Origin of the sequence: Gordonia sp. SL306 (assembly GCF_026625785.1) — a bacterium.
In the GTDB taxonomy this organism is placed as follows: domain Bacteria; phylum Actinomycetota; class Actinomycetes; order Mycobacteriales; family Mycobacteriaceae; genus Gordonia.
This window is the reverse complement of the sequence record NZ_CP113063.1, coordinates 1066966-1092128: the sequence shown is the minus strand read 5'-3', so window position 1 is coordinate 1092128 and position 25163 is coordinate 1066966. Positions and strand designations below refer to the sequence as shown.

25 protein-coding genes are annotated in these 25163 nt (G+C 65.9%); 11 read left to right on the top strand and 14 right to left on the bottom strand.

The genetic code is table 11. The features are described from left to right. Positions 1-48: 48 nt before the first annotated feature. On the bottom strand, positions 49-1662 hold the full coding sequence (locus OVA31_RS04835; RefSeq protein ID WP_267629967.1) for a flavin-containing monooxygenase: 1614 nt from the start codon (positions 1660-1662) through the stop codon (positions 49-51). Between the two features lie 242 nt (positions 1663-1904). On the opposite strand from OVA31_RS04835, the gene OVA31_RS04830 reads away from it, so the two are divergent. Continuing rightward, on the top strand, positions 1905-2945 hold the full coding sequence (locus tag OVA31_RS04830) for an LLM class flavin-dependent oxidoreductase (protein WP_267629966.1): 1041 nt from the start codon (positions 1905-1907) through the stop codon (positions 2943-2945). 8 nt (positions 2946-2953) lie between these two features. Further along, entirely contained in the window at positions 2954-3778 is an 825-nt protein-coding gene (locus OVA31_RS04825; protein WP_267629965.1) for a mycofactocin-coupled SDR family oxidoreductase, read from the top strand. A 90-nt stretch (positions 3779-3868) separates the two neighbouring features. Here OVA31_RS04825 and OVA31_RS04820 read toward each other — a convergent pair whose 3' ends face one another. Genes OVA31_RS04820 through OVA31_RS04800 form a run of 5 tightly spaced genes read right to left on the bottom strand, consistent with a single transcriptional unit; the run spans position 3869 to position 8432 of the window. Beyond that, entirely contained in the window at positions 3869-4327 is a 459-nt protein-coding gene (locus OVA31_RS04820) for a MaoC family dehydratase (protein ID WP_267629964.1), read from the bottom strand. A 45-nt stretch (positions 4328-4372) separates the two neighbouring features. After that, positions 4373-5128 carry an SDR family NAD(P)-dependent oxidoreductase gene (locus tag OVA31_RS04815; protein WP_267629963.1) on the bottom strand — a complete coding sequence of 252 codons (756 nt, stop codon included), beginning with the start codon at positions 5126-5128 and terminating at the stop codon, positions 4373-4375. A gap of 43 nt (positions 5129-5171) precedes the next feature. Then, complete coding sequence (locus tag OVA31_RS04810) at positions 5172-5954, bottom strand: enoyl-CoA hydratase/isomerase family protein (protein ID WP_267629962.1); 783 nt, start codon at positions 5952-5954, stop codon at positions 5172-5174. A 28-nt stretch (positions 5955-5982) separates the two neighbouring features. Further along, complete coding sequence (locus tag OVA31_RS04805) at positions 5983-7164, bottom strand: FAD-dependent oxidoreductase (RefSeq protein WP_267629961.1); 1182 nt, start codon at positions 7162-7164, stop codon at positions 5983-5985. Beyond that, positions 7161-8432: a cytochrome P450 gene (locus OVA31_RS04800; protein WP_267629960.1), complete on the bottom strand. Its 1272-nt coding sequence runs from the start codon at positions 8430-8432 to the stop codon at positions 7161-7163. The genes OVA31_RS04805 and OVA31_RS04800 overlap by 4 nt, the downstream gene beginning before the upstream one ends. 141 nt (positions 8433-8573) lie before the next feature. Between OVA31_RS04800 and OVA31_RS04795 the strand changes: the two genes are divergently transcribed. Next, positions 8574-8771: a ferredoxin gene (locus OVA31_RS04795; protein ID WP_267629959.1), complete on the top strand. Its 198-nt coding sequence runs from the start codon at positions 8574-8576 to the stop codon at positions 8769-8771. A gap of 203 nt (positions 8772-8974) precedes the next feature. On the opposite strand, the gene OVA31_RS04790 is transcribed toward OVA31_RS04795, so the two are convergent. Further along, positions 8975-10411, bottom strand: a complete 1437-nt coding sequence (locus tag OVA31_RS04790) for an aldehyde dehydrogenase (protein WP_267629957.1) — start codon at positions 10409-10411, stop codon at positions 8975-8977. A 44-nt stretch (positions 10412-10455) separates the two neighbouring features. Further along, a complete protein-coding gene (locus tag OVA31_RS04785; protein WP_267629955.1) occupies positions 10456-12075 on the bottom strand; it encodes a flavin-containing monooxygenase in 1620 nt (539 codons plus the stop codon). Between the two features lie 220 nt (positions 12076-12295). Between OVA31_RS04785 and OVA31_RS04780 the strand changes: the two genes are divergently transcribed. From OVA31_RS04780 to OVA31_RS04745, 8 genes are all read left to right on the top strand, one after another. Next, positions 12296-12772 carry a nuclear transport factor 2 family protein gene (locus OVA31_RS04780; RefSeq protein ID WP_267629954.1) on the top strand — a complete coding sequence of 159 codons (477 nt, stop codon included), beginning with the start codon at positions 12296-12298 and terminating at the stop codon, positions 12770-12772. Beyond that, on the top strand, positions 12769-13329 hold the full coding sequence (locus OVA31_RS04775; RefSeq protein ID WP_267629953.1) for a nuclear transport factor 2 family protein: 561 nt from the start codon (positions 12769-12771) through the stop codon (positions 13327-13329). Before OVA31_RS04780 ends, OVA31_RS04775 begins: the two co-directional genes overlap by 4 nt. Positions 13330-13370: 41 nt before the next feature. Next, positions 13371-13772 carry a nuclear transport factor 2 family protein gene (locus tag OVA31_RS04770; protein ID WP_267629952.1) on the top strand — a complete coding sequence of 134 codons (402 nt, stop codon included), beginning with the start codon at positions 13371-13373 and terminating at the stop codon, positions 13770-13772. 64 nt (positions 13773-13836) lie between these two features. Continuing rightward, positions 13837-15387, top strand: a complete 1551-nt coding sequence (locus OVA31_RS04765) for an AMP-binding protein (protein ID WP_267629951.1) — start codon at positions 13837-13839, stop codon at positions 15385-15387. A 119-nt stretch (positions 15388-15506) separates the two neighbouring features. Then, on the top strand, positions 15507-15818 hold the full coding sequence (locus tag OVA31_RS04760) for a hypothetical protein (protein WP_267629950.1): 312 nt from the start codon (positions 15507-15509) through the stop codon (positions 15816-15818). After that, positions 15815-16222 (top strand): MaoC family dehydratase, encoded by a 408-nt coding sequence (locus tag OVA31_RS04755; RefSeq protein WP_267629949.1) that lies wholly within the window; start codon positions 15815-15817, stop codon positions 16220-16222. The genes OVA31_RS04760 and OVA31_RS04755 overlap by 4 nt, the downstream gene beginning before the upstream one ends. An 8-nt stretch (positions 16223-16230) precedes the next feature. Further along, entirely contained in the window at positions 16231-16683 is a 453-nt protein-coding gene (locus OVA31_RS04750) for an acyl-CoA thioesterase (protein ID WP_267629948.1), read from the top strand. Continuing rightward, on the top strand, positions 16683-17213 hold the full coding sequence (locus tag OVA31_RS04745) for a nuclear transport factor 2 family protein (RefSeq protein ID WP_267631408.1): 531 nt from the start codon (positions 16683-16685) through the stop codon (positions 17211-17213). The genes OVA31_RS04750 and OVA31_RS04745 overlap by 1 nt, the downstream gene beginning before the upstream one ends. A 287-nt stretch (positions 17214-17500) precedes the next feature. Here OVA31_RS04745 and OVA31_RS04740 read toward each other — a convergent pair whose 3' ends face one another. The 6 genes from OVA31_RS04740 to OVA31_RS04715 are packed head-to-tail and all read right to left on the bottom strand — an operon-like array spanning position 17501 to position 25150. After that, entirely contained in the window at positions 17501-18649 is a 1149-nt protein-coding gene (locus OVA31_RS04740; RefSeq protein WP_267629947.1) for an acyl-CoA dehydrogenase family protein, read from the bottom strand. Further along, the gene (locus OVA31_RS04735) at positions 18646-19863 is read right to left on the bottom strand and encodes a CaiB/BaiF CoA transferase family protein (protein ID WP_267629945.1); all 1218 of its coding nucleotides are present in this window, start codon (positions 19861-19863) and stop codon (positions 18646-18648) included. The genes OVA31_RS04740 and OVA31_RS04735 overlap by 4 nt, the downstream gene beginning before the upstream one ends. Next, entirely contained in the window at positions 19863-21353 is a 1491-nt protein-coding gene (locus tag OVA31_RS04730) for an aldehyde dehydrogenase family protein (RefSeq protein WP_267629943.1), read from the bottom strand. Before OVA31_RS04730 ends, OVA31_RS04735 begins: the two co-directional genes overlap by 1 nt. Before the next feature lie 28 nt (positions 21354-21381). Continuing rightward, the gene (locus OVA31_RS04725) at positions 21382-22263 is read right to left on the bottom strand and encodes an HpcH/HpaI aldolase/citrate lyase family protein (protein WP_267629942.1); all 882 of its coding nucleotides are present in this window, start codon (positions 22261-22263) and stop codon (positions 21382-21384) included. A 38-nt stretch (positions 22264-22301) separates the two neighbouring features. After that, positions 22302-23468 carry an acyl-CoA dehydrogenase family protein gene (locus OVA31_RS04720; RefSeq protein WP_267629941.1) on the bottom strand — a complete coding sequence of 389 codons (1167 nt, stop codon included), beginning with the start codon at positions 23466-23468 and terminating at the stop codon, positions 22302-22304. A 29-nt stretch (positions 23469-23497) separates the two neighbouring features. After that, the gene (locus OVA31_RS04715) at positions 23498-25150 is read right to left on the bottom strand and encodes an AMP-binding protein (protein ID WP_267629940.1); all 1653 of its coding nucleotides are present in this window, start codon (positions 25148-25150) and stop codon (positions 23498-23500) included. Positions 25151-25163: the final 13 nt, after the last annotated feature.

The window sequence follows — 25163 nt, the reverse complement described above, 5'->3', positions numbered from 1 at the left end:
GACGTCCGCCGCGTGCAGTCGTCAATCAGGAGGCCGAATGCGTCCCCCTCAGGAGACCGCGAATCCCCGGTAGTCGTCGGCGGCGACGTCGTCGCAGATCTGGCGGTATACGTCGAGTCCGCCGACGTAGGACATGATGACCCGCGGCTTGCCGGGGATGTTGACGCCGGTGTACCAGGACTCGCCCTCGGGGTAGAGGGTGCCGTCTGCCAACTCGACGGCGTCGGCGGTCCACTTCTGTGCGTCTGCGGCCACGGGGGCGACGCGGGCGGCACCCCGCTTCTCCAGGTCTCTGATGAAGTCGCCGGTCCACTCGACGTGCTGCTCGATCGCGCACACGACGTTGGTGAGGACGTTGGGGCTGCCCGGTCCGGTGAGCATGAACATGTTCGGGAACTCGTCGACGGCCACGCCGAGGTAGGTCGTCGGGCCGTCGGCCCACTTGTCCTGCAGGGTGCGCCCGCCGACGCCGCGGATGTCGATCTTCAGCAGAGGACCGGTGATGGCGTCGAATCCGGTTGCCAGGACAACCGCGTCGAGGTCGTAGTCGGCGTCGCCGGCCCGGATCCCGGTGGTGGTGAACGTGTGCAGTGGCTGCTCGCGAAGACTTACGAGGTCGACGTCGTCGCGGTTGTAGGTCTCGAAATAGTTGGTGTCCAGCGTGATTCGCTTGGCTCCGAGCGGGTAGGTGCGCGGCGAGAGCTTTTCGGCGAGGCCGGGGTCGGTGACCGTGGCGCGGATCTTGCCGCGGAAGAACTCGGCGATCGTCTCGTTGGCCTCCCGGCTGGCGAACAGGTCTGGGTAGCACGCGATGAGGTCGATCGCGCGGTGCCGGTCCCACCGTTCCTCGTAGACCGCGTGGCGACGCTCGGGGGTGTGGTCGAGGGCATTGCACTCGAGCGTGTCGGTGTACTGGCCGGTGCCGCTGGCCCGGGAGCGGATCTTGTGGTCGTCGATGTTGTCCTTGAAGTCCTGCAATTCCTGCTCGGTGAGTGGCCGATTACCGCAGGCCAGGCTGAAGGCCGGGGTCCGCTGGAAGACAGTGAGGTGTGCGGCCTGCTGCGCGACGAGGGGGATCACCTGCACGCCCGACGAGCCAGTGCCGATGACGCCAACTCGCTTGCCGGCGAAGTCGACGCCGTCGGCCGGCCAGTCCGCGGTGTGGTACACCTCGCCGGCGTAGTCGGACAGACCGGGGAAGTCGGGGGTCATCGACGTCGACAGGCAGCCGACCGCGGTGATGAAGTACTTGGCGCGAGTGACCGAGCCATCGTCGAGGATGATCTCCCATTGGTTCGCGTCGTCGTCGAACCAGGCCGAGACGACCCGCGTGGAGAACTGGAAATGCGGTTTCACGCCGAGGCGATCGGCGGCGAAGTTCAGGTAGCGCAGGATCTCGGGCTGGGCGGGGTACCGCTCGGTCCAGGTCCACTCCTCGATGAGCTCGGGGGAGAACGTGTAGGCGTACTCCATACTGATCACGTCGCAGCGGGCGCCAGGGTAGCGGTTCCAGAACCAGGTGCCGCCGACGCCGTCGCCCGCCTCGAAACCGCGGACCATGAGGCCGAGTTCGTTGAGCTTGTGGACCATGTAGATGCCGGCGAAGCCTGCGCCGATCACGACGGCGTCGACGGTCTCAGTCGGGGTGGTGGTCGTGGCCATCGGTGAACTTCCTTTTCGGCGACGTGCTTCAGGGACGATGTGGTGAGTGAGTTATACCACCATAACTATTATCATGATTGAACCGCGCGGGCCAGGGTGGTTGAGGGTGTCAAAATATTGATATTCATGATCATGGTCGACTACGGTGGATGATGAGACGACAGTCATATGTCGATGCCGTTTATGTGGCGAGTCACCGTATGTGTCCGCCCGGTCATTGGTAGTGCTGCGAAAGGAACGACGTGGATTTCGGCATTCTGATGGGAGACCAGCCGGTCTCGACACCTCCGCAAGAGCATCTCGATCTGATGCTCCGCAAGGTGGAGGCGGCGCAGCTGGCGGGGTTCAAATATCTGACGATCGGCCAGCACTTCCTGTATCAGGATTTCCGCTGGTTCCAGCCGATCCCGCTGCTGGCTCGTCTCGCCGCCGAATTGAACGACGACGTCCGGATCGGCACCACGGTCCTGATCGGTCCGCTGAGCCACCCGGTGCAACTCGCGGAGGACCTCGCGACCCTTGACGTCATCACGAAGGGCAAGCTCGTCGTCGGGATCGGCACCGGCTATCTGGACCACGAGTACGAAGTCTTCGACCGTCCCTACAAGAAGCGCTACAGCCTTCTCGAAGAGCAGATCGAGCTGATGACGCAGTTGTGGACGCAGGACCGGGTGACGTTTCACGGAAAGTTCTGGCAGGTCGAAGACCGGCCGACGCATCTGCACCCGATCCAGAAGCCGCGTCCGCCGATCTGGCTCGGCGCGATGAAGGAGCAGGGCGTTCGGCGGGCGGCTCGGCACGGCGACGTGTGGACCATCACTCCCCAGCAGACCGTCGAGCAGGTCGAAGACCTCATCGACCTGTACGTCGACGAGCGCCGCGCGCTCGGCCTGCCGCTGACCAAGTTCCCGCTGCGTCGGGAACTGCAGGTCGCCGACACCTTCGATCAGGCGCTCGACGACTTCGCCCGCGTCGCCCGCGTCAAGTACGTCTCGTACGCGGGGCAGGGCATGGGTCTGCTGGACAAGGACCGCGTGGAGCGCGAGTTCCTGGAGAACGTGAAGGATCACGTCCTGCTCGGCTCGGGTGAGCAGGTGCGCCAACAGATCCGCGACATCGCCGGACGCCTGCCGGTCGGTCCGATCCTGGTCCGCCCGCACTGGCCCGGGATGGACGCCGAGGCGACCGCGGCCTACCTGGAGCGGGTCGGCCGCGAGGTCGTCGAGCCGTTGGCAGACCTGCAGAGCGTGGACTTCAAGGCACATGCCGGGACGGGGCGATAGTGGCTGGCATGGTGTCGGATCAGGTTGCCTTCATCACGGGCGCGGCGCGAGGCCAGGGACGCAATCATGCGATTCGGCTGGCTCGGGAAGGTGCCGACATCATCGCGCTCGACCTGTGTGCGCCGGTCGACGGTGCGCCCTACCCCATGGCGCGGCCCGACGATCTCGACGAGACGGTGCGCCTCGTCGAGGCGGAGGGACGCAGGATCCACGTTCGACAGGCCGACGTGCGCGACTCCGCGGCGGTGGCGTTGGTGCTTGCGGAGGGCGTCGCGACATTCGGTCGCCTCGACATCGTCGTCGCCAACGCGGGCATCGCAGGCAGCTTTCCGGTGGACGACCTCACCGATGAGATCTGGCGCGACATGATCGACATCAACCTCACCGGCGTGTGGAACACGGTGAAGGCGTCGGTGCCGCATCTGCGTGCCACCGGCGACGGCGGCTCGATCGTGCTCACCAGTTCGGTGGCCGGCCTCAAGGGACTGCCGAACAACGCGCACTACGCGGCCGCCAAACACGGCGTCCTCGGCATCATGCGCAGTCTCGCCAATGAACTCGGACCCGAGGGGATTCGGGTGAATGCGGTCTTGCCGACCAACGTCGATACGACGATGTTGCTCAACGACGCCATTTACCGGCTCTTCCTGCCCGACGCCGCGAACCCGACCCGCGAGCAGGTCGAGCCGATCATGCGGGGTATGCATGTGCTGGACATCCCCTATGTCGAGGTGGACGACGTCAGCAACGCGATCGTCTTCCTGACCGGCCCGCAGGCTCGGTACGTGACCGGAGTGGCGATGCCGATCGATGCGGGTGTGCTTGTCAAGTAGGGCTGCGTCGGCTCAGCATGTCGTCGGTCCTGAACGAGAGCGCCCGACCGCCAAGAGCGGTCGCGCGCTTGTCTTTCGATGTGTACGGCGTCAGGCGTTCGTCGGCTTCTTGAGCATCAGGCCGGCACGGTGGCAGATATGCACGATCTCGTCGCGCTGGTTGAGACCGCGGTGCTCGAAGTAGACGATGCCGGAGTCGGTGCGACTCTTCGACTCGCGCTTGTCGAGGATGGTGCTCTCGGCGCGGATCGTATCGCCGTGGAAGACGGGCTTGGGGAAGTCGAACTTGGTGTAGCCGAGGTTGCCGAGGGTGGTGCCCATCGTCAGGTCATAGACGATCATGCCGCCGACGAGGCCCGCGGTGTAGAGGCTGTTCATCAGACGCTGTCCGTGCGGCTGGGTCGCCATGTACTCGGCGTCGAGGTGTATCGGGGCGGGATTCATGGTGATCGACGTGAACAGGACGTTGTCGTATTCGGTGACCGTCCGCGACCAGGCGTGCTTGTATTCCTTGCCGATCTCGAACTCTTCGTACCAGAGGCCTGGCATGCGTTCTCCTTCTTGACGTGTGCGGGGTGATGAGTGACAGGTGGGTCAGGGCTGTCCGCCGTCGACGGTGAGCATCGACCCAGTCGTGTACGAACTGGCATCGCTGGCGAGATATAGTGCGGCGCCGGTGATCTCGGCGGGATCACCGCCGCGTCCTAGCGCGAATGTCTCGGCGCGTCTGGCGAACGCTTCGGCGTCCCACGACTTGCTGACATCGGTGAGGAACGTGCCGGCGATGATCGCGTTGACACGCACCTCGGGCCCCAACGCGTGTGCGAGCGCGATTGTGAGCGCGTTCAACCCTGCCTTCGCCGATGCGTAGGGCAGGGTATGGGGGCGGGGACGCTCCGACGCACGACTGCTGATGCTGATGATCGAACCGCCGCCCTGAGTGCGCATCTGTTCGCCCGCGGCGATCGACAGACGGAACGGGCCCTTCAGGTTCACGTCGAAGACCTTGTCCCACAATGCTTCGGTGATCGTCTCGACACCGTCGTACAGCGGTGACATGCCCGCGTTGTTGATCAGGATGTCGAGGTGTCCGAACTCCTCGACCACAGCGTCGACGGTCGGCTGGGCGTCGTCCCAGTTGCCGACGTGGTACGCCAACGGCAGGGCACGGCGCCCGGTGGATTCCCGAACCTCGGCCGCGGCCACCTCGCACGCATCGAGTTTGCGGCTGGCGATCACGACGTCGGCGCCGGCCTCGGCGAGAGCCTGGGTCATCGCGCGACCCAGGCCGCGGCTGCCGCCGGTGACCAGTGCGACCTTGCCGGTCAGGTCGTAGTTGGATGCGGACATGTGCGTCTCACTCCTGGTGATGTTCGTCGACGGGAGAATCGGATCACTGGGCCGCGCGCGGGCGAGGTGGCGGCGGGAACTGTGCCGTCCGACCTTCGAGGAATGCGCCGGCACCCTCGACCATGTCGGGACTGCCGATGGCCTGCAGCAGCATGCCCAGACCATTCCGCATCGAATCCTGCGCGGTGTTCCAGTACAGATTGCTGCTCAACTTGGTGATTTCGAGGTAGCGCGGGCTGAGTGCCTTGATCTCGTCGATCCACTCACCGACGCGTGTGCGCAATTGGTCACCCGGCACCACCTCGTTGATCAGGCCGAGGTCGAGTGCCTGCTGCGCCGTGTAGCGACGGCACAGCATCGCCATCTCCTTGGCCCGTTTCTCGCCGATCTGGATCGGAAGCACATTCGTCGCACCGAGCACCGGCGACGACCCGACGCGCGGTCCGGTCTGGCCGAAGGTCGCCTTCTCGGCTGCGATCGCGAAGTCGCACGCGATCACCAGCTCATTGCCACCGCCCGCAGCAGAACCGTTCACCGCCGCGATCACCGGCCGCGGGCAGCTGCGGATCGCATCGCACACCTGCAGCGATGCGGTGAACAGCTCACGCAGCAGCGCGGGGTCCGGGTCGTCTAGCTGGTCGAGTGCGCCGCCCGCGCAGAATCCGCGGCCCGCGCCGGTCAGGACGACAGCATAGGCGTCCGACGCCGACGAGAACGCGTCGATCAGTGCGCGGGCCATGTCGATGTCGTAGGCGTTCAAGCGTTCCGGGCGGTTCAGCTCCACCCAGACCACGTCGTCTTGCCGAGTAACGTTCACGCCGGTCATCGGCGCACCTCCTTCAGGTTGATGTCATTCATGCTTGGGCGGCGGCAAAGTCGGCGGCAGGCGATCCGATCGCCAGCCGAGCGGGGATCACATCGCGCGGGCGGTCGACCCCCAACCATGCGGTGAGTGTGCCGTGCGGCGAGATCCAGGTGACCGTGTCGAGGGCATCCGAATCCGACGTGGTGGTGATGTGTGCGACGTCCTCGGGCTCGTGAGTGCCGACGTACTGGACCTTGTGACCGAACTGATCCGACCAGAAATACGGCACCGGATCGTAGGCCTGCGTCTCACCGAGTAGCGCCACGGCCGCGGTCGTGGCCGCGCCGCCGGCGTCGTCCCAGTGCTCGGTGACCAGATGACGGTCCGCCCGCGGCGACCAGCGCTCCGCGGCGTCGCCGAGCGCGACGACACCGGGTACCGACGTCCGGCAGTACTCGTCGGTGATCACGCCGCGGTCCACATCTACATCGGAGCCGCTGAGCCAGCCGACCGCCGGGCGGACACCGATCCCGGTGACAACGACGTCGGCGGGGATGATCGTGCCGTCGTCGAGCACGACGCCCGCGTCGGCGACTTCCCGCACCGAAGTGTCGCACCGTAGATCGATGTCCGACCACCATGGCAGGAGATGGTCTGCCACATCTGTGCCGAGGGCCTTGGCCAGCGGGGCCGGCGAGTACTCCAGGCAGGTCACCGCGCAGCCGCGGGCCAGCGCCGTCGTCGCGACCTCTGCGCCGATCCAGCTGGCGCCGATGATCACCACCCGGGTGCCCGGCGTCAGACGGTCGCGCAGAGCCAGCGCGTCGTCGATGGTGCGCAGGGTGAACTGTTCGCCGGTGCCCGGCAGCCGGATCGGGTCGGCGCCGGTCGCGATGACCAGGCCGTCGAACGGCAGGTCGCCCTGGTCGGTATACAGCACGCGCGCCCGGGTGTCCACGCCCGTCGCGACTCGTCCGGTGTGGACGCTGATATCCAGCTTCTCCGGGTCGAACCGCAGAGCCGAGCTGTCCTTCGCCCCGGCGAGTACGTCCTTCGACAACGGCGGTCGGTCATAGGGCAGATGCTGCTCGGCCGTGACCACGTCGATCGGCCCGGTCACCTTCTTGCGGCGCAACGTCGAGATGACGCGTGCGGCGGCCAGCCCTCCGCCGACCACCACGATCCGACCGTCGAGCCCAACGGCTCCGTCATCGGCGTCCGTCACGCTCATCCGGCCTTCGAGTAGTGCTCGGCGAACATCGGTGTGTCGCCCAGGAGGCGCTCACCCGGCGTGAACGTGACCGGGATCGAGTGGAAGCCGGCGTTGGTGCCCTGGTCGGGATAGGTCACCATGTTCTCGAGGTCGACGACGTAGTCGCCCATGCGCTCGAAGACCTGCGTGAAGATCTCTCGAGCGAGGCCTTTCGCGATGTATAGGCCCGCGCAGCGATGCACGCCGACTCCGAACGCGATGTGGCGGTTGGGCCAACGGGTGATGTCGACCTCGTCAGGATCGGGAAACTGCTCCTGGTCGCGATTCGCCGACGCCCAGGACAGCAATGCGCGGTCACCCTTGCGAACCGGGCAGCCGTGGAAGTCCGCGTCTTCCATGATGGTGCGGCCGAGCGCCTGCGTCGGCGAGAAGACGCGCAGGAACTCTTCGATGGCGATATCGAGCATCGACGGATTTTCGATGAGCTGGGTGCGGACCTCAGGGTGCTGATACAGCCACACCAGCGACTGGGTGACCAGCGACGCCGTGGTGCCGACGCCACCGGAGATGATGAGTTCGAGGATCGAGTAGATCTCGTCGTCGGTCATCTTTCGTCCATTGACGTCGGAGTCGATGAAGTACGTGGTGATGTCGTCGCTCGGGTTGTCGCGGCGGTGGGCGATGTGGGCACGCACAGTCCGCTCCACCTGCGGGACGGCGACGTCGGCGGCATGGCGGTACTCCGGAGAGTCCGGTGAGGCGGAGACCAGGGTGTGCATCGCGTCGACGTACATCTTGAAGTCGGCAGGATCGAGGCCCAGCCAGTCAACGGTGACCATCGCGGGCACGCCGGCCACGATTGCCAGATCGGCCTCACCGGACTCGATCACCGAGTCGAGGATGCCGGTGACGTAGTGCTTGATCATGGGTTGCAGCTTCTCGGCGGCCTTCGGCGCAGTCACCTTGTTGATGAGCTTGCGGTAAGGCGCCGAGTTCGGCGGGTCGATCTCGATCGGGATGTGGAACTGGGTCGGTGCCTTCGGGACGGTCACGGCCAGCCCCGGGCCCCCGTACTCGTCATGTCGTGCCGACGAGAACATGTCGTCGTCGCGCGACGCCTCGTACACCGAGGCGTAGTCGGACAGCACCCAGAAGCCTCCGTGCGATTCGCTCCAAGCGACCGGCGTCTCGTCGCGCAGCTTCTTGTAAATTTCGACATGGCTCTCGGTGTGTTCGGGCGAATGATGATCGAACTGGGCAACCGGGCAGCGGGCCTTGTTGGTCACTTTGCTCTCCTTAATGTGTGCCGTCTCACCTAATACTATGATAATAGTTATTACTAGTTGGACGTCAAGTACTGAGTCGGGATCGCCCGGGGTGGCCGGGTTCGACAACTGGTCACGGCTCATGAAGGGAAGGTCAGAAAGATGAGGATTCAGGCAGATCAGTCGAAGTGTCAGGGCCACGGCCTGTGCCGGATGTCGGCCGCAGAGGTGTACGACACAGACGACGAGGGGCAGGTCGTCGTGCGCTTCACCGGTGAGATTCCGGAGGAGCTCGAAGACGGCGCCGTGCTCGGCGTCGAATCGTGCCCGGAAGTCGCGCTCACCCTCATCGACGACTGAGGTTTTGCGCGCATCGACGCGGCCGAGACGAGTGCCACGAACAGTCCAGTGGCGCTCGTGTCGGCCGCGTTTTCAGTAATCTGCCTTCTGCTCGCCGACCACGCGGACCGGGAAAAACTCTTCCCCGTGTTGTCGCGCCTTCCTTGCTCTGCAGCGGTGGGAAGGGAGCGCAACACGGGGAAGAACTGTCAGGTGTAGGCCGATCAGTACATGATCAACTTGGTCTCGAGGAACGCGCCGAGACCCTCGACATTGCCCTCCCGGCCGAGGCCGGACTGTTTGTAGCCGCCGAACGGCTGGGTGACGCACATGCCCCAGTTGTTGACGCCGATCTGGCCGGTGCGGATACGTCGGGCGATCGCCTCCGCGGTTGCATCGTCCTTGGCGTAGACAGCCCCCGACAGCCCGTACTCGGTGCCGTTGGCGATGTCGACCGCCTCGTCGATCGTGTCGTACGGCATGACGCTGACCACCGGTCCGAAGATCTCTTCTTTCGCAATGCGCATGTCAGCGGTGACATCGGCGAAGATCGTCGGCTCGACGTAGTAGCCCTCGTCGAGGCCCTCCGGGACACCGCCGCCGGTCGCGACCCGGGCGCCCTCGTTCTTGCCGATCTCGATGTAGTCGAGAACCCGCTGCTGTTGGCGCTCGGCGGCCAACGGGCCGAGCACGACGTCGTCTTCGCGGGGGTCGCCGACCTTGAGTCCCCGATATGCGTCGACCATGGCTGAGACCACTTCCTCCTGACGCGCGCGCGGCACCAGGACGCGGGTGAGTGCTGCGCATACCTGGCCGGAGTTGGCGAGGCCACCGAAGATCAGTGTGGGCAGCACGTTCTCCAGTGGAACGTCGTCGGTGATGATCGCGGCCGACTTGCCGCCCAGCTCGAGGCTGATGCGGCCGATGCGATCGGCGACCGTCGCCATGATCTTGCGGCCGGCGGCGGTGCTACCGGTGAACGACACCTTGTCGACGCCGGGGTGCTCCACCAGGTACTGCCCGCCTTCGCGGCCGGCCGGCACGACGTTGACGACGCCGGCGGGCAGCCCCGCGGCCTCGAACGCCTCGGTGAGCATCATGACGCTCACCGGACCCTCCGGTGCGGGCTTGAACACGACGGTGCAACCTGCGGCGAGCGCGGGGCCGATCTTCAGTGATCCGGTCGCGACCGGGCCGTTCCACGGGATGATCGTCGCGGTGACGCCAACCGGCTCACGGACCAGCTTGCCGGAGCCGCCGTCCGGCCAGGTGCGCTCCTCTTCGAACTCGAACCGCTCGTGCAGGGTGGCCGAGTCCTCCCACATCTTTCGGGCGTTGTCGTGGAACGCCGCCGACACGGCGGCGGGTGCGCCGATCTCGTTGGTGAACGCCTCGGACATCGCCGGGATGCGCTTGACGACCTCCTCGCCGACGCGCTTGAGGTACACGGCGCGCTCGGCCGGTGTCATCCGCGGCCAGGGGCCCTCGTCGAAGGCCTTGCGGGCTGCCGCGACGGCGCGATCCATATCGGCTTCGGTTGCCTCCGGGACGGTGGCGATCACCTTGCCGTTGATGGGCGAGACGACCTCGATCTTGCGGTCGGTTGCCGGCTCGACCCACTCGCCGCCGATGAACAGTTTGTCGTAGCTGGGTATTGCCATGAGTGGTTCCTCTCGTTGTGTCTGGCGAGAAATATGTGCGTTGGTCAGGAGAGGACGAAGCCCTCGTAGTCGTTTTCGGCGGACTTGTCGATCGCATTGCCGTACTCGACGATGCCGGCCGCGTACGGCATGAATAGCTGCACCTTGCCCTCGACATTGGCACCGCGGTACCACGATCCGGAATCGCCGTTGGGCCAGAGTGTCATCGCCGCGACGTCCTCGACGGTCTGCACCCAGGCCTCTTGGGCCGACTCGTGGGCTTCGATCGTGGTGTAGCCCTGCTCGCGCATGGTGTCGAGCAGGCGGGAGATCCACTCGACGTGCTGTTCAATGGCGGTGACCATGTTCGCGAGGACTGACGGGCTGCCGACGCCGGCGACGATGATCATGTTCGGGAAGCCGGCGGCGCCGAATCCGAGCTGAGTCTTGGCGCCCTCGCGGTTCCAGACCTGCGCCAGGCTGCGGCCGTCGGTGCCGCGGATGTCCATCTTGGTGAAAGGGCCGGTGAATGCGTCGAAGCCGGTGGCGAGGACCATCGTGTCGATCTCGTACTCGGTGCCGTCCGCGAGTCGGAAACCCTTCTCGGTGAACGTGTCGAGAGGGTTGCGCTTCACGTCCACCAGATGGACGTTGTCTTTGTTGTAGGTCTCGTAGTAGTCGGTGGCGATGACCGGGCGCTTCGCACCGAGCGGGTAGCTGCGCGGTTTGAGGGAAGCTGCGGTCCCCGGGTTGTCGACGATCTCGTCGATCTTGGCGTGGACGAACTCGGCGACGGCGTCGTTGGCGGCCTGGTCGAACATCAGGTCGGCGAACGAGCCAAGGAAGTTGATGCCGCCGCCTTCCCACCGCTCCTGGAAGGTCGCGTACCGCTCCCGCGCGTCGACGTCGAAGGCGTTCTTCTCGTTGTCCGACCGGAACACTCCGGCCGGGTGCGACCGGTTGCGTGCTCGACGATCGGCGTATTCGGCCTTGATCTCGTCGAGCTCACCGTCGTGCAGCGGTCGATTACGTGTAGGGATGACGAAGTTGGGAGTTCGCTGGATGACGGTGAGGTCGCCGACGGTCTCGGAGAGGGCTGGAATCACTTGTGCACCAGTCGATCCGGTGCCGATGACGCCGACAGTCCGGCCGTTCAGATCCTCGCCCTCAGGCCAGTCGTAGGTGCGCAGCACGTGCCCGGCGAACTTGTCGAAGCCGGGCAGGTCGATGTCCTTGGGAACCGAAAGGCACCCGACGGCCATCAGTAGATAGCGCGCCCGGTAGGCCCGGCCGTCGTCGGCGGTCGCGGTCCACAGGCACTGCGACTCGTCCCATTCCGCGCCGGTCAGGGTGGTGTTGAAGTCGATGTCTTTGCGCAGGTCGAACCGATCGGCCACGTGCTTGAGATAGGCGAGGATGTCACCCTGTGCGGGGTACTTCTCGGTCCAGTCCCACTCCTGCTGCAGGTCCTCGTCCCAACTGTACGAATAGTCGACGCTCTCGACGTCGCAACGGGCGCCGGGGTAGCGATTCCAGTACCAGGTGCCGCCCACTTCGGGTGCTTGCTCTACGACGTGGACGAGGTGGCCTGCCCCGCGGAGGCGGTGCAGCAAGTGCAGGCCCGAGAAGCCGGCACCGACGACGAGTACTTCGTAATCGGTCACGGTTGTCGGTGGTTTCGTCATGTTCTCGATGCTCCTTGGGGGCGTGACGCATCGCGTGCTTGCGCTTGTGGGTGGTGGGGATCACACTGGGTGTGTGATCCAAACTATACGCATAGTAATCAGGGTTATGCGAGTGTCGGGCAAAATCCTCGGCGCTTCCGGGTTAGTCCGAAGTGGTGATCCGTGCCATAGTCTATGCATATGATTGCCAGCATCACTCGCTTGAGCCGAAGGGAACCCGATGTCGATCCGTTACGCTGACGACCCCGTCGCGATCCATCACGCCGCCGCCGGCTTGCTCTACGAATACCAAGCGCTCGTCGATGCCAAGGACATCAACGGTCTCGCGCGGATCGTCCGCCAGGACGTCGAACTGACCAGGCAGGACGGGACCAGGCGCGGTCGCGAAGCGTTCCTCGATCTGTACCGCCGGTTCGCCGCATCCGACGTCGTCGTGGCACAGCACATGGCGACCAACGTGGTCGCGACGGCCAACGCCGACGACAGCGTCGACGTGCGGTCGGCGTTCCTCGCCATCACCACGCACGCCGCAGGCGGCGCACGCCAGATCTGGGGGCGTTACCACGACACGATGGTGCGCGACGGTGAACGCTGGATCCTCACCGCCAAGCGGATCGCCGTGGTCCGCACCGCACTGTTCGACGAGGCCATGCTCGCGCCCGTCGCCATCGACTCCTTCGGGGCGATCGCGCGATGAGCGCTGAACTGGAAGCACGTCTACGCCGAGTCGAGGACCGCCAGGAACTCGCCGAGCTCGTCCTGTTGTACTTCCACGTGATGGACGAGCGGGAACTCGACGCGCTGCCGCGGATCTTCACCGCCGACGCGCATCTCGGGTCCGGCGACGGCGTGTTCGACGCGACCGGGCTGGCCGCGATCACGGACACCTACCAGGGGCGGTTCGACGCGCTCGGAGCCACCTTCCACTACTCACACGGGCTCATCGTCGAGTTCGACGACGCCGATTCCGACGTCGCATCCGGCACGCTCACCGGTCACGCCGAAGTGGTCCGCAACGGCACCCCGATGATCGTCGGGCTCCGCTACCGCGACCGGTACCGACGTACCCCCGACGGTTGGCGGATCGCCGACCGCATCATGTCGTACTTCTACTACACGCCCGCGGACCGGTACGTCGATGTGATGCCCTCTGATGACCGCAACCTCGCCTACGGCGATGCCCGCCCGGCCGACTGGCCGTCGGTCCTGACCGGCGGTGACCTGTCCTGGCTGCGTTCCCTCGCAGCACGCTGAAAACCCCGATTCCCCAACCCGCACCCGAAAGGCCACTGAACATGCCAACCCGCGAAGCCGTCGAAAACCTGATCAACCGCTACTCGCTCGGATACGACACCGCAGACATGGACGCCATCGCCTCCTGTTTCACCGACGGGGCCGTCTTCCGGATGAAACTGCCCGGGAACGACCCGGTCAGTTTCGAGGGCAAGGACGCCATCATGTCGTTGATGCGTCAGTCCGCGCAGACGCAGACCGACCAACGCCGACACCTCAACTCGAATCTCATCGTCCACGGCACCGCGGACGGAATCACCACGACGACGCACTACCTGACGCTTCTCGCTACCGAGAACGGTGAGATCCGGGTGCTCAGTGCGGGCGTCTATCGTCTCGAGATCGTCGGCGACGATGATCTTCGACTCAACGTTCTCGACCTGGAACTCGACCGGCCCTACTGAATCGCCGCCGACACGTAGCACGTAGGCACCCACAATTGCGACACGAAGCATTAGGGAACTGACAATGAATCAGGGACTGATCCCCGCCAAATGGGCTGCCCTCACTCCCGGCAACCAGGCAATCTACGACGCCCCCAACGATCGACGCGTCACCTGGGCCGAACTCGACGAGATGGTCCGGCGCATGGCCAACGGGCTGTTGTCCCTGGGCGTGGTCCCCGGCGACGTGGTCGCCATGATCTCGCGCAACTGCGTCGAATTCCAAGCGCTCTACTTCGCCGCCGGCCGCATCGGAGTCGTCACTCAGCCGCTGAACTGGCGTCTCGCGACGCCGGCATTGGCCGAACTGCTGATAGACGCCGCGCCCAAGGTGCTGATCGCCGAAGGCGAGTTCGCCGGTGTGATGGCCGAACTCCAAGGCCGGCTGGACATTCCGCACTGGCTGTCGTTCGGTGCCGGAAGCGACGGCACCCTGGATGACCTCATCGACGGGGGATCCACCGACGAGCTGCGGATTCCGGTCGCCGACGACGACCCGTTCTTCCTCCTGTACACCGGCGGCACGACGGGGCCGTCGAAGGGCGCGCTCCACACTCACGCCAGTGCCGCAGCCGGCATGCTGAACCAGACCGTCGCCGAACGGATCGTGCCGACCGACGTCTACATGCTGACCGGGCAGATGTTCCACATCCCGATCGTGCTGGCGATGAACTACCTGAAGCACGGTTGCCCGCTGGTCCTGATGAACTTCGAACCGACCCTGGCGCTGGAGTTGATCGAGAACGAGAAGGTGTCGGCGTTTCTCGGCGTCACGACGATGCTGAACTGGATGATGGCGCAGAAGAACTTCGCGTCCTATGACTTGTCGAGTCTGCGCAACATCCAGTACGGCGGCGGCCCGATGCCGTCGAACATCGTGCGACAGGCGCTCGACAATTTCCCGTGCACCCTGATCCAGGGCTACGGGCAGACCGAGGGCACGACCATGACGTTCCTCTCTCAGGAGGATCACCTCAAGGCCGTTGCGGGCATCCACCCGGAACGCTTGAAGTCGTGTGGCCGCGAAGGTTTCGTCACACAGGTTCGGGTGGTCGACCCGCTCACCGGCGACCCGGTGGCATGCGACAACAAGACGCCCGGCGAGATCATCGTCAAGAGCCCGGCCAACATGATCGGCTATCTCAACAAACCCGAACAGACTCAACACACCCTGCGAGACGGGTGGATGTGGACCGGCGACATCGCGACCTGGGACGCCGAGCGGTACGTGTTCATCGTCGACCGAGCCAAGGACATGATCATCTCCGGTGGGGAGAACATCTACTCGGTACAGGTCGAGGAGGCCATTGCGACGCATCCCGCGGTGCTGGAATGTGCTGTGATCGGTGTGCCGGACGAAGAGTGGGGCGAGTCCGTCAAGGGCTTCGTGGTCCTCAAACCGGGGCAGAACGTCACCGAAGCGCAGTTGATCGAGCAGGCGAAGGCGAATCTCGCGAGTTACCAGAAGCCGCGGTCGATCGAGTTCGTCAGCGAGTTGCCCAAGGCGCCGACCGGCAAGATCCTCAAACGAGAACTGCGCAAACCCTTCTGGGAGGACCACGACGGAAATGTCTGACGAGACCGAGAGATACTCGTCGATCGTCGGCCGCGCCTTTCCCGGCGGCGAATACACCATCGCACCGTGGCGGGTGTGGTTGTTGGCCGACGCCCCTCGGCGACGACCCGTACGACCCGATGCCGCCGCCGGTGCTGGCGTGGATGGCGTCGGTCGGCGGAAAAGGCCTGACCTGGGACGAATTGTTCGCATGGTTCGATGCAACCGCCGACGACGGGCCGATGTTCGGGGAGCACCGAACGACTATGCACGCCCCGCTGTCCTACGGCAGGTACCGGGTGACCGGTTCGATCACGTCGTTCGACCGCAAGGTGGGCCGACGGACCGGAACGTTCGACATCGTCGGTTACGAATTCGATCTGTGGCGTGGCGACGAGAAAGTCGCCACGTGCTGGAACTCGTTGGTGCTACCGAGGAAGGACGCGTCGTGAGCGTTGCCGTGGGAGACGTCGTGACCGGGCGGGACATCGTCGTCGACGCCGAGAAGATGAAGATCATGGCGGCTCTGCTGGAGGATCCGAACCCCATCCACTGGGACACACGTGCGGTCGCCGACCTCGGGCTCGGCGACGCGCCGGTCAATCAGGGGCCGCTCAATATGGGATACATCCAGTCGATGCTCGCGCAGTGGGCGGGCGGGCGGGATCGGATTCGCGAGTTCCGGGTTCGGTTTCTGGGCAACGTGTTCGGCGGCCAGACGGTACGCGCGGGCGCGGAGGTCACCGCGGTGGTGCAGGGGCCGGAGGGCCAGCGGATCGACTGTGAGATCTGGTTGGACGTCGACGGTGTCGGACGCGTGATGTCCGGTACCGCGACCGTGATCATGGACAAATGAGAGAGACGATGGCCTCAGCGAACAACAGCAATGACGATCCGATCGCGAACGGGACGCTGGACTTTCAGCTCGCCTACGGCGACTGCGACACGGTCGGCATCGCCTACTTCGGGATCTACTACCGGTGGATGGAGCGCTGCTACTCCACTTGGTTGGCCGCGCACGGCCTGCGCAGCGGCGATCTCCTCGGCCAGGTCGGCGTTCTGACCGTCGGGCTCAGTTCATCGGCGCAGTACAAGCAGACGGCGAAGGTGCTCGACAAGCTCCGCTGCCAGGCCGTCGCCGACAAGATAGGCAACTCGTCCTATGCCGTGGGGTTCGAGTTCACGCGCGACGGCGAACTGCTCACCAAGGGACAGATGGTGTTCGCGGTCCGCGACGCCGACTTCGCGAAGGCGCCGATTCCACAGCGGATGCGGGACCTTCTCCAGACACTGCCCGCTCCCAGTTTCGACGTGTGATGCGTGACCTGTCGTCGTGGGTGCGTGCTCGCACGGAAGTGACCCAGGACGGTGCTTCGGCGGACCGCGAGTCCCTGCGTGACCTCGCCGTTCTCTATGCGATCGCGGTGGACGCGCACGACCTCGACGCGCTGGAGCTGATGTTCGCGCCGGACGCGGTACTTGATCGAGACGGCGAGATCGCGTCCGGACGGCCGGCGGTGCTCGACCTGCTCGCCGCGTCGATGCGTGGCTTTCGCCGGATGCTGCATACGCCGGAGACGCATGTGGTGCACGTGTCCGGGCAGACGGGCGAGGGGATCGCGACCGCGCACGCCGAACTCGTCACCGGCCGAGGCGTTGTCGTCGCCGCACACGAATACGAAGATTCCTACGTTGTCCGCGATGGGCGATGGGTGTTCGCGGCCCGCCGGATCCGGTTCGTTTACGCGACCCGTTCGGACCTCTACGGGGAGGTACTTCCGTCCGACGATCGGATTCGGCTGCCTGGTGACGCCCCGCGCGCGATCGTGGGCGGCTGGTTCACATGACCGCGAGCCCACGCTCCCAGACGGGGGCGTGGGCTGTTGCGTGCACCTACATGGAGAGGGCAGGCCCGGCCAACCCGGTGTAGGCACGCCGGCGGCGGAACGGCCACCGCGGAAACCGAAGACGAGACCAGGCACAAGGGTGCCGTCGGCGCCGCCAGTCGACCGTCGGTACGAAGCGTCCGACATCTCGGAAACGATCATGCCGGTCGAGAGGGCCGTGAGGTATTGGCGGGCAGCAAGGCGACGGAGTCTCCGCTGCCGAGCACCGTCGGCGGCAGCGGGACGGGCTACAACCCGCGCTTGATCAGCTGCTTGGCCAGCGAGTCGAAGATGACCTCGGTGGAACCCTCGTAGATGCGGGTGGGGCGAGCTTCGCGGTAGAGACGCTCGATGTCGGTGCCGCGGGTGATACCGAACCGGCCCATGATCTGGACGCTCCGGTCGACCACCCGGCCGCACGTCTCGGTCGCCGCGACCTTCGCCATCGACGACAGGTGCAGGTTGGCGCGCGGATCGCGTGCGGACGCCGCAGCTGCGCGGTAGGTCAACGACCGGGCGGCCTCGATGTCGGTCCAGCAGGACGCGAGATGCTCGGGAACCGATCCCAATCGCGACAGCGGCCCACCGAACTGGTGACGGTTGTTCGCGTGGTCGAGCGCCAGTCGCAGCGCGGCCTCGGCCATGCCGACCGCCGCACCCGCCACTGAGACGCGGAACGTCGCGAGGGTCGCCAGCACCAGCGAGAATCCCTTGCCCGGCTCACCGATCCGATGGTCGAGCGGCACCCGCACATCGGTCAGGATGACGTCGGAGAGCACATGTGGGGCGATGATCTGATGCGGGCGTTCGGTGGTCACGCCCGGCGTATCGGCCGGCACCAGGACCAGGGAAAAACCGTCGCCCTCCTTGGCGAGCACGCTGTAGAAGGCGGCGTCCCCGCCGTTGGTGATGAACGACTTGTGGCCGTTCACGACGATCTCGTCACCGTCGACCACCGCGGTCGTCGTGAGCGCTTTGAGGTCCGATCCGACATGCGGTTCGGTCAGACCGAGCGCGGCGATCGCATCCAGCGACGCGACCCGCGGCAGCCATTTGTCGCGAACGGTGTCGGCGCCCGCGACCGCGAGCCCGTAGCTACCGATGCCCTGCATCGCGAACATCGAGTCGAGGTGCCCGCTCTCGGCGGCGAGTTGCTCGCGCACGACGGTCATCGCGAGCGAGTCGACGGCGTCGAACCGGCCGCCCCACCGCTTGGGTACGGCCAACTCGGTCAGCTTCGACGCCGCCAGGCGTGCCCGGACATCGGGATCGGTGCTGCTGGACTCGTCGGCCCGGGCCGCGATGTCGCGCACCGACACGGCGAGCTCACGAGCCTGTTCCTGCAGTTCGCGATACCTGTCCGGGAGGTCGAACAGATTCGGCTCGTTGGTGGTCACTTGTTTCCTCCATGATTGATGACGCCTGCGGCAGCGAGGCGTTCGAGTTCGGCGTCGTCGAGACCGAGACGCTCGCTCAGGACCTCGCGGGTCTGCTCGCCGACCGTCGCGACACCGTCATAGACGGGGCCCGCATAACCGGCCATGTGCAGCACCGGCCCGGGCATCAGCGTGTTTCGCAAGATGTCGTTGCCGGTGATCTCGACGAGCGTCCGCTCCTGGAAGTGCGGGTCGGCGACGACGTCGGATGCGTCGTTGACGGCGGCGGAGACCACCTCGAACTTCTCCAGCGTCGCCAGGATGTCGTCGCGCGGAGCACTCTTGCACCATTCGATGACCATGGCCTGCACCTCGTCGTTGTTGGCGAGCCGGTCGGCGTTGGTCGCGTAGCGCGGATCGGAGATCACCTCCGGACGGCCCATCGCCGCGAACAGTCGCGTGGCGATCGCCTGGTTGGAGGCGGCGATCGACAGGTACCGGCCGTCTCCGGCCTCGTAGATGCCGCGCGGCGACGCCGCACCGGTGCTGTTGCCGATGCGCTGCTGGATCTCGCCGAGCGCCGTGTACTTGAGGAACATGTCGCCGATGATGAACATCAGTGGCTCGTACAGCGCGACGTCGACCACTTCACCGCGACCGGTGCGGCTGCGGTTGAACAGGGCCATCGAGGTGCCCATCGCGGCGGACAGCCCGGCGATGGAGTCGGCGAAACCGAACGGCGGCGACGTCGGCGGGCTGTCGGGTTGGCCGTTGACGTTCGCGAAGCCGCTGGCGGTCTCGGCGACCGTGCCGAATCCCGGGAGCAACCGTTTCGGGCCGGTCTGGCCGAACCCGGATACGCGGGCGATCACCAGTCCGGGATTGATCTCGTGCAGGACGTCGGGGCCCAGACCCCAGTCCTCGAGCCGCCCGGGGCGGAACGATTCGATGACGACGTCGGCGTCGGCGATGAGTCGCTTGACCAGTTCGCGGCCGTCGCCGGACCGCAGGTCGATGCCGACCGACCGCTTGCCCGCGTTGAGCCGAGCGAAGCCGAGCGAGAGCCCGTCCTTCTGCGGAACCCACTGGCGGGCGTAGTCGCCGGTGGTCGGGTCCTCGACCTTGACGACGTCGGCGCCGAAGTCGCGGAGCATGCGTCCGGCGGTCGGGGCGGCGTACATCGTGCCGAGTTCGACGACCTTCAGGCCGGCGAGGGGTGCGCCATTGTCACTCATCAGATCCTCCACTGGATGTGCTTGGGCTCGAGGTATTCGCGCATACCCCATTCGCCGAGTTCGCGGCCCACGCCCGACCGCCCGAAGCCGCCGAACGGGGCGTCGGGACGCATGGCGCCGCCGCCGTTGATCCACACGGTGCCCGCACGGATCTGCTCGGCGACGCGGCGCGCCTCGATGGGGTCGTCGCACCACACGTTGGCGGCGAGACCGAACGGGGTGTCGTTGGCGAGGCGGATCGCATCGTCGGTGTCTTTGAACGGCAGGATCACGGCCACCGGGCCGAAGATCTCCTTCTGGACGGCGCGGGCGTCGGGAGCGAGGTCGCCGAGCAGGACCGGGTTGATGAAGTAGCCCTTCTCCGGCACCGGCTTGGTCACTTCGAGGAGTTTGCGGCCGCCGACGGCCAGGGAGTCGTCGATGAAGCTCTGCACGCTCGCGCGGTGATCCGGGCGGATCATCGGGCCGATGTTGGTCCGCGGGTCCCACGGATCGCCGACGACCATCTGGTCGAAGGCGCTGGCACCCGCTTCCAGGAACTCGTCGTACACGGTGTCGTGAACGAGCAGCCGGGCGAGCGCCGCGCATCCCTGACCGCCGTTGCGCGACCACCGCAGATGCATCTCGACGGCGATCTTGCGTACGTCGACACCGGGGAGCACGATGTTCGGCGACTTGCCGCCGAGCTCCAGGGTGACGCCGGTCAGGTTGGCCGCCGCCTGCGCCATGATCTGCGCGCCAACCCCGTCCGAACCGGTGAACGACACCCGGTCGACGCCCGGATGCGACGACAGTTGTTTACCGACGTCCACGCCGCCGACGACGATGTTCATAACACCGTCAGGCAGGCCCGACTCCTTGATGAGTTCGGCCAGGAACAGCGTGGTCAGTGGGGTACGCGGGGACGGGAACAGCACCACGGTGCAACCGGCGGCGAGCGCGGCGCCGAACTTGAAGACGGCAAGGTTCAGCGGATAGTTGTAGCCGGTGATCGCCGCGACCACCCCGACCGGGTCGTGGACCACGTCGCTCATCGTCGGCACCGGCTTGTCGTACTCGCCCAAGTGGAGTGTGCGGTCGGTCTTGGCGGCCTCGGCTGCCCATCGAAGATGCTCGTCGACAGCCATCTTGACCTGCAGGTACTCGGCCAGCGCGACCGGGGTGCCCACCTCGTTGACGATCGAGGGGAGCAGTTTGTCCGCGGCCCGTTCGAGGGCGTCTGCGAACCGGTGGATGTGTACGCTGCGCTCCTCGCCGGACAGCGCGGCCCACTTCGGAAACGCCGTGCGCGCGGCGGTGACGGCGGCGTCGACCTGGGGGGCGGAGGCGCCGCCAACGGTCGCGATGACCTCCTCGGTCGCCGGGTTCACGACGTCCCAGGTGTCGCCCTCGGGAGCGACGTCGGCGCCGCCTATCAGCAGGGTGCGGTTCGGGGGAACCCAGGACTGGTCGACGGTGTGCGTCAGGTCGGGTTGCTTCACATCAGACACGGGGCCAGACTCCTTTCGAAAAGATGGGTCACTTGTTCGTGATCGCCGCGGCGCGCTCAAGCCAGCCGACGGCCTTGTCGTAGTGCGCCTTGTCGATGTGCAGCCCGCGGTAGCGCAGCGCGCCGACCCCGTCGGCCGCGGCCTTCTCGTAGGCGTCGACCATGCCCTGGTAGAACTCGATGTCGGCGGCGGACGGGCTGAAGACGTCGTTGATCGTCTCGACGTGGCTGGGGTGGATCGCAATCATGCCGCGGAACCCGAGACCGCGTCCCTGCGTGGCGAAAGCGCGCAGACCGTCGATGTTCGCCAGGTCCTCCCAGAGTGCGGTGAGAGCGTGCAGCCCCGACTCGCGGCAGGCGAGCAAGACCCGGCTGCGCAGGTACAGCGACTCCTGACCTTCGGGCGTCCATTCGAAACCGACCTCGCGGGCGATGTCGGCGTGCTCGGCGGTCGGGCCGATCATGGCGCCGACCCGCGGCGACGCCGCGGCGATCTCCCGGCAGTTCCAGATGGCCTTGACCGTCTCGACGGGAACGATGTATTCGAGTCCGTCGACGCCGTTGCGCGTCTCGAAGTGATCGAGCAGCGCGTCGTACTGGAGCACGTCGCGTTCGGCCTCGATCTTGGGGGCGAAGATCCCGTTCAGCCCCGGCACGACGACGGTCTCCAGATCGCTGCCGGTCAGGCGGGTGGCCAGCGGGTTGACGCGGACGAAGATCCCGACGTTCGGGTGGTTCTCCCGAACGGTCCCGATGAGCCCCGCGACGGTGTCGCGGGCGGCGGCCTTCTCCGCGGCCGGTACCGAGTCCTCGAGGTCGAGAACGATGCAGTCCGCGCCGGCGGTGATGGCCTTCTCGGCCCATGCGGGTCGGTGTCCCGGAACGAAAAGGATGGAACGGTAGGGGTGCATGGTTGCCTCTCGTGCGTTACTCGATGCCGGCGCGTCGATCAGTAGTTGCGAGGTAGGCCGAGGACGTGCTCGGCCACGTAGTTGAGCACCATCTCCTGGCTGATCGGCGCGATGCGCATGAGTCGGGCCTCGCGGAAGTAGCGTTCCACATGAAATTCTCGGCCGAACCCGAAACCGCCGTGCACCTGCAGGGCCACGTCCGCAGCGAAGAAGCCGGCTTCGGCACACAGATACTTCGCCGCGTTCGCCTCCCTACCGCATGGCAGTCCCTCATCGACCATCCACGCGGCCTTGTCGAGGACGGCCTGAGCGGCGTCGAGCTTGATCCGGGCCTCGGCGAGTTGGAAGGCGATGCCCTGGTTCTTCCCGATCGGGCGACCGAACACCTCGCGCTCGTTGGCGTAGCGGACGCCGCGCCGCAGCGCAGCCTCACCGATGCCGAGTGCGGCGTTCGCGGAGATGACGCGCTCGGCGTTGAGGCCGCCGAGGATCGTTCGGAAACCGTGCCCGACCTCGCCGACGACGTCCTCGTCGGCGACGAACAGGTCGTCGATGAACAACTCGTTCGTGTCAACGGCGTTGCGGCCCATCTTGGGGATCTCGCGAATCTGGACGTGGTCGCGGTCGACATCGGCGAACAGCAGCGTCATGCCCGCCGTGCGCTTGGCGCCCTCCTCGCGAGGTGAGGTGCGACACAGCAGCAGCATCTTCTCGGCTTCCTGCGCCTTGGTGATCCACACCTTCTTGCCGGTGACCCGGAAACCGCCGTCGACCTTGGTGGCGAAGGTCTTGATGTTGGTGGTGTCGGTGCCCGCGTCCGGCTCGGTGACCGCGAACGACGTGTGCAGGTCGCCGGTGACGACGCGCGGCAGATACTTGCGCTTCATCTCCTCGCTGCCGTGGTGGATGATCGGCTCGAAGCCGAAGATGCCGATGTGCACGGCGCTGCAGCCGCCCATGCCGGCCCCCGACGCCGAGATCGCCCGCTCGACGACCGCGGCCTCGGTGACGCCAAGGCCGCCTCCGCCGTACTCCTCGGGCACGGTGAGCCCGAGCCAGCCGCCCTCGGCAATCGCGTTGTAGAACTCCCACGGGAACTCGTGCGAGTCGTCGTGCTCCATCCAGTATTCATCGGGAAATCGCTGACACAACTGCTCGACGGCCTTGCGGATGTCTTCGTGCGTGGAGTCCGGGGTGTAGTCCATGGTGCTTCCTTCTTGCGGTGTTCGACCGGTCAGACGGTGGCGCGCTCGGCGTCGAAGGTATCGGGAGTGATGCCCTCGTCACGGAGGACCGCCTTGCGGACCTTCTCCGACGGCGTCTTCGGCAACGCGTCGACGGTGCGGATATAGCGGGGACGGGCGAATGCCGGGATACGTCCGTCGCAGAACGCGAGGACCTCGGCCGGGTCGACAGGCTCGTTGAGGACGATCGCCGCAAGTACCTCATCTTCGCCCGCGTCGACGTCGGCAGGCACACCGACCACGGCGCACTCGTGCACGGCCGGGTGCCCCAGCACGACCTGCTCCACCTCATACGACGAGATGTTCTCGCCGCGGCGTCGCAGCGCGTCCTTGTAGCGGTCGACGAAGTAGTACCAGCCGTCGGTGTCCCGGCGCAGCGCGTCGCCGGTGTGGAACCACAGGTTGCGCCACGCCTCGACTGTCTTGTCCGGCATGCCGTAGTACCCGTTGCTGCAGATGAACGGCACCTTCGGGCGGACGACCAACTCGCCGACCTCGCCGATCGCCACCTGGCGGTCGGTCTTCGGATCGACCAGTCTGATGTCGAACCAGTCCGACGCCTGCAGGCCGGCCGCGCCGACGGGGATGTCGACGTTGTACGGAGAGATGATCGGTGCGGATGTCTCGGTGAGACCGAACGCGTTGACGAACGTCTCGATCCCGTAGCGCTTCTTGAAGTCCTCGGCGATCGTCGACGCGATGGGTGCCGCGTAGATGCACCGCAGGCTGTTGTCGAGGTCGTCCTCGCGTGGCTCCTGCTTCCACGCGAAGTCCATCATCACGCCGACGAAGTTGGTCACGGTGACCCCCGAGTCGCGGACGTGGTCGATCCATCGGCTTGCGCTGAACTTACGGCGGATCACCGCGCCGGCGCCGGCGACGAGTGCCGGGTACACCGCCATGAACGTCGCGTTGCCGTGGAACAGCGGCGTCGTGGTCAGGTAGCGATCCGACGCCGTGAGGCGCGTCAGGCAGACCACTTCCTGTGCGAAGAAATACAGCTGGGCGTGCGGCATCGCGACGCCCTTCGACGGTCCGGTGGTGCCGGATGTGAAGAAGATCGCGCCGAGTTCCTGGGGAGACGGCGCCGGTGCGTTGAGCGGCTCGCCACCGGGCAGCTCATCCCACGGCGCGGCGTCGAAACCGGCCGCGGTGAGCGTCGCGAGTGCCTCGTCGAGCGCACCGTTGTCGATGACCCAGAACTTCTTCACCCCGTTGACGCCGTTGGCCGGGTCAGCGTCGGCGACGGCGACGAATCGTGCCGCGTACTCATCGTCGATCACTGCCCAGTGCGCCTGCGCGACGGAGAACTGGTGCTTGAGGAACTCGCCCTCGTAGTTCGTGTTGATCGGCACCTCGACGGTGCCGCCGACGGCGGTGGCCCACCAGGTCAGAACAAACCGGGACGAGTTCTGCGCCATGATTGCGACGCGGTCGCCGTGCGCGGCGCCGGCCGCTTTGATCGATCCGGCGATCCGCTCGGTCTGCATGAGGGCCGCAGCGTAAGTCAGCTCGAGATCCTCTTCGGGGGCGAACAGGCACGACGCGTCCGGGGTGTTCGCGGCGTGGGTACGCAGCACCGTGGCCAGCGTCCAATCGTCGGGATCGGTGAAGTTCGCCGTAAGATCCGTGTAGAAGTCCATTGATGGTTCTCCT